The 1,488-nt window shown below is 39.2% G+C and carries 1 protein-coding gene; it reads right to left on the bottom strand.

The annotated features are described in order from the left end of the window. Positions 1-33: 33 nt before the first annotated feature. Positions 34-1,386: an IS1182 family transposase gene (locus C6Y01_RS18775; RefSeq protein ID WP_106038609.1), complete on the bottom strand. Its 1,353-nt coding sequence runs from the start codon at positions 1,384-1,386 to the stop codon at positions 34-36. Between the last annotated feature and the right edge of the window lie 102 nt (positions 1,387-1,488).

The following is a 1,488-nucleotide window of genomic DNA, read 5'->3' as shown; positions in this document are numbered from 1 at the left end:
GATGGGATTTAATGAAAAAGGCCTCCCACACACCTAGCCTAGCTTCGCTAGGTGTGTGGCAATCTTCTTCATGTTCTGGCACGCAGCTGTGAGGAGAACTTGCTCACTCACGTTTTGTTTTCCCCTCAACCGACAGTAGCGAAGCCCGTGCAGTTGTTTTGAATCTGCAAAGCTTCGCTCTATTTTTTCTTTTCTTTTTTTATATAGCTCTTTTCCAGAGGCAGACAGACGATTTTGTCTGATCTTTTCTTTGTGTTCCTCCCATACATGTCTTGAGATCACTTTTTGATGATTTTTCGATCTTGTACAGCTCTCAAGGAAAGGACACGATACGCATTTTTTAGGGTCTGATTTGTAGAACCTATAACCTTTTCGATCAGTTGTCGTATATAATAGCTTCTCGCCATTTGGGCATATGTAGTGATCAGATTCAGAATCATACTGAAATTTCCACTTCTCAAATAATCCTCTTGTTGGATGAAAGCGTCTATGTGCGATGACACCAAAAATATGGCGATCCGATAAACCTTTACAGATTGAGGTTGTCAAATAACCAGAATCAAGGGCAACAGCTTCTACTTGAAAACCAAATCGGGCGATTTGGTGATCCAATCGATCAAGATACGGAATAGAATCATGGATATTGCCGGGCGTGACATGGGCATCCGTGATGATATTGTACTTCATATCCGTTGTACGGTGGTCTAGGTAGAAAAAGCCTTCCGGTTTATTTTCACGATAAAGATAGCCACTCTCAGGGTCAGTCATACTTTGACGAATGTCTTTTTTCGTTTTCACCTCCTCTTTTACCTTTAAGGGCTTTTTTCCGTGTGCCACCCGATCTTCTTGGATCGCTTCTTCTAATTCATTTATATAGTTCTGGGTATCTTGTTCAATCGTTTTTCTCGTATATTTATGTTTATTGGCATTGGCTTTAAGATGAGTTGAATCAGTAAAAAGAACGCGGCCTCCTACCATATCATGATTGATGGCTTGAAGCACAATTTCATCAAAAATATCTTGAAAAATCGTTGTATCTTTGAATCGAGTACGACGATTCCAGCTAATGGTCGAGTGATGAGGAACGGGGTCATTGATGTTCAAACCTAAAAACCATCTATACGCCATGTTATAGTAAATTTCTTTTTCAAGTTGTCTTTCAGAACGGATACCGTACAGGTATCCGATAAACATCATTTTGAACAAAATAAGTGGATCAAGAGAAGGGCGACCTTTATTCTCACTATAATACGGTTTTACTTTATCTACGATAAATGAAAAATCAATGTACTGATCAATTTTACGAAGCAGGTGATCCTCTTCGACCAGTTGATCTAGCAATACAAATTCGGCTTCGTGCTGAGAAGAATTTCTAGTGTGGAACATGAGAAAAACACCTTCCTTAAGTGGGTTTTTCTCTATTATAAAATGAGGAGATGGAAAGTTTAAGGAAAAAATAAAGCTGTCGAGATTTTCTCGACAGCCTGA

It is taken from the genome of Bacillus sp. NMCC46 (assembly GCF_002998465.1).
GTDB lineage: Bacteria > Bacillota > Bacilli > Bacillales > Bacillaceae > Bacillus.
This window is presented reverse-complemented; position numbering and strand designations above follow the sequence as displayed.